This is a genomic window from Brevundimonas sp. UBA7664, assembly GCF_002483305.1.
Taxonomy (GTDB): Bacteria; Pseudomonadota; Alphaproteobacteria; order Caulobacterales; family Caulobacteraceae; genus Brevundimonas.
The window spans coordinates 805-3,799 of sequence record NZ_DLHQ01000009.1 but is presented as its reverse complement, the minus strand read 5'-3'; the positions used below and the strand labels follow the sequence as shown (position 1 = coordinate 3,799).

Below are 2,995 nucleotides of genomic sequence, written 5' to 3'. Positions count from 1 at the left end.
CAGGAGACGGTCGTCGCCGTCCCTGCCCGCGGCGCGCGGACCGGGTCACCTGCCAACAACAGGCGACGGCCCCGGCGCGTCGAAAACCCGCCGCGCGGAGCGTCTGTCTTTCGCCGAAACGGTATTCAACTCTCTTTTCCGGGCGGAAGCCCGGGCGTTCCGCCACGCCTCCCACTCGACCTGCCGCGCCTTCGCGGCGGGGCGAGGCCTTATGACTTCGTCATCCCCGGACAATGAGCCCGCAAGGGCGAGGCCGATCCGGGGACGAGAGGACGTATCCGCATGCCCGGAACGGGACAGCCCCTACCCCTTCACCCGCCAGGTCGCCCCCTGCGGCCCGTCCATGACCACGACGTTCAGCGCGTTCAGCCGGTCGCGGATGCGATCCGCCTCGGGCCAGTCCTTGGCCGCGCGGGCGGCGGCGCGCTGTTCCAGCAGGCCCTCGACCTCGACCCGCAGATCGTCGGACACTTCCCCTTCCAGCCATTCCGCGGGATTCGCCTGCAGCACGCCCAGAATGGCGCCGGCCGCGATCAGCTCGCCCTTGGCGCGGGCGACGACCCCGTGATCCCCGGCCGTCATGGCCCGTTCGATCTCGCTCGACAGGGCGAACAGGGTCGCCATGGCGCCCGGGGTGTTGATGTCGTCCTCGATTGCCTTGAGGAACTCCTCGGGCGGCTCGTCGCCATTGGCCTCGACGGCGGCGGCCCGGTGCAGCGCCCCGTACAGCCGGTCCAGCGCCTTGCGGCTCTGGTCCAGCAGCGCCTGGTTCCAGTCCAGCGGCTGGCGATAGTGGGCGCTCAACAGGGCCCAGCGCACCACCTCGCCCGGCATATTCTGAACCAGATCGTGCAGCAGCAGGACGTTGCCGATCGATTTGGACATCTTCTCCGCATCGACGGTCAGGAAGCCGTTGTGCATCCAGTAGCGGCTGTATTGGGCGTGCGCGTCCGGCTCATGCGCATGGCCGTGGGCGCAGACGCCCTGGGCGATCTCGTTCTCGTGGTGCGGAAACACCAGGTCGATGCCGCCGCCGTGGATGTCGATCGGCAGGCCCAGCGTCTCCTCGATCATGGCCGAGCATTCGATATGCCAGCCCGGACGTCCCTCGCCCCAGGGCGACGGCCACGACGGCTCGTCGGCCTTCGAAGGCTTCCACAGCACGAAGTCGTGCGGGTTCTTCTTGTACGGCGCCACCTCGACGCGGGCCCCGGCGATCATGTCGTCCAGATTGCGCCCCGACAGCCGGCCGTAGGTCTCGTAGGACGACACGTCGAACAGCACATGGCCCTCGGCGGCATAGGCGCAGCCCTGGTCCATGATCGCGCCGATCTGTTTCACGATGGCGTCCATATGGTCGGTCACATGGGGCGCAAGGTCGGGCGGCGAGACGTTCAGCCGGCTCATGTCGTCCAGATAGGCGGCCTCGTAGCGGGCGGTGACGTCCCCGATCGGCGTGCCCTCCCGGGCGGCCTTCTGGTTGATCTTGTCGTCCACGTCGGTGACGTTGCGGGCGTAGATGACCTTGTCCGCCCCATAGGTGCGACGCAGCAGCCGCACCAGCACATCGAACACCACCGGCGGCCGCGCATTGCCGATATGGGCGTAGTCATAGACCGTCGGCCCGCACACATAGAGGGTCACCCGCTCGGGGTCGCGCGGCGTGAACACGCGCTTTTCGCGGTGCAGGGTGTCGTGGATCGTCAGGGGCATGGGGAGTCTTTGCGGGAGAGTTTTCTTGCGGCACGGACCGACGGTCCCATATACGCCGCCAAGCTGATAAACAGTCCCTCGCGACTTACAAAGCCGCGCGTTTCGAGAACCGCCTCATGAGCCTGACCCCCGCCAAGCCCGTTCTGGTCGGCGACAACGACCTCGCCCCGCGCCCATCGCGCGAAAAGGCGCTGGAGGCGGTGCGCACCCTGCTGGCCTGGGCCGGCGACAATCCCGACCGCCCCGGCCTGATCGACACGCCGCGCCGCGTGGTCGACGCCTATGGCGAATGGTTCGACGGCTATGACGCCGACGTCGAAAAAGAGCTGAGCCGCACCTTCGAGGACGTTCAGGGCTATGACGACATGGTCCTGCTGCGCGACATCGAGGTCGAGAGCCACTGCGAGCACCACATGGCTCCCTTCCTCGGCAAGGCCTATGTCGCCTACATCCCCAACGAGAAGGTCGTCGGTATCTCCAAACTGGCCCGGGTGGTCGAGATCTTCTCGCGGCGCCTCCAGACCCAGGAAGTGCTGACCAACCAGATCGCCGCCGCCATCGAATCGCATCTCGAACCGGCCGGCGTCGCCATCCTGATCGACGCCGAGCACCAGTGCATGACCACCCGCGGCGTGCATCACCGCCACGTTTCGACCATCACCACCCGCTTCACTGGCGCCTTCAAGTCCGACGGCGCGCTGAAGGATCGCTTCCTGAAGCTCGCCAAGGGCTGATCGGCTCGCCCGGCAGGCGTATTTTGGACAATCACGGGGCTATGGAACCCCAACCCGCCTGAACCCGCTTTACAAGCCGGGTCGGGGACGCCAAGAGACGAACCGAACGTCATAGCTTGCGCTCGCCGCCATCGCGCCGGGCCCAATGGAGAGAGTGACACATGGGCTCCAAACTTTCCGGCCCCGGCGGCCAGGGCGGCAAGACCATCGAGCAGAACGCGGACATCAACGTCACGCCGTTCGTCGACATCATGCTCGTCCTGCTGATCATCTTCATGGTCGCCGCGCCGATGGCCACGGTTTCGATCCGCCTTGACCTGCCGCCGGCGACGCCGCCCGCGGACAACGAGAAGCCGAAGGAACCGGTGTACATCACCATCCAGGAAACCGGCTCGATCTTCCTGGCCGACCGCCAGAGCACGATCGAAACCCTCGCCGTCGACGTCTGCACGGCCCTGGCCGTCGCCACCGACTGCCGCGAGGAACGCGTCTTCGTCCGCGCCCAGCCGGATGTGACCTATGACCAGTTCATGGAAGTCATGAACACC

Annotated in this window: 3 protein-coding genes; 2 read left to right on the top strand and 1 reads right to left on the bottom strand. The window is 66.7% G+C overall.

Features of this window, described 5'->3' with window-relative positions:
- Positions 1-303: 303 nt before the first annotated feature.
- Positions 304-1,713: a cysteine--tRNA ligase gene (gene cysS, locus B2742_RS01845; protein ID WP_292062280.1), complete on the bottom strand. Its 1,410-nt coding sequence runs from the start codon at positions 1,711-1,713 to the stop codon at positions 304-306.
- Between the two features lie 116 nt (positions 1,714-1,829).
- Here cysS and folE point away from each other — a divergent pair, with 116 nt between their 5' ends.
- Both folE and B2742_RS01835 read left to right on the top strand, forming a co-directional pair.
- Positions 1,830-2,447, top strand: a complete 618-nt coding sequence (gene folE / locus B2742_RS01840; RefSeq protein WP_292062279.1) for a GTP cyclohydrolase I FolE — start codon at positions 1,830-1,832, stop codon at positions 2,445-2,447.
- A gap of 161 nt (positions 2,448-2,608) precedes the next feature.
- Positions 2,609-2,995 (top strand): biopolymer transporter ExbD (locus B2742_RS01835; protein ID WP_292062277.1); only part of this gene is annotated, 387 nt, incomplete at its 3' end.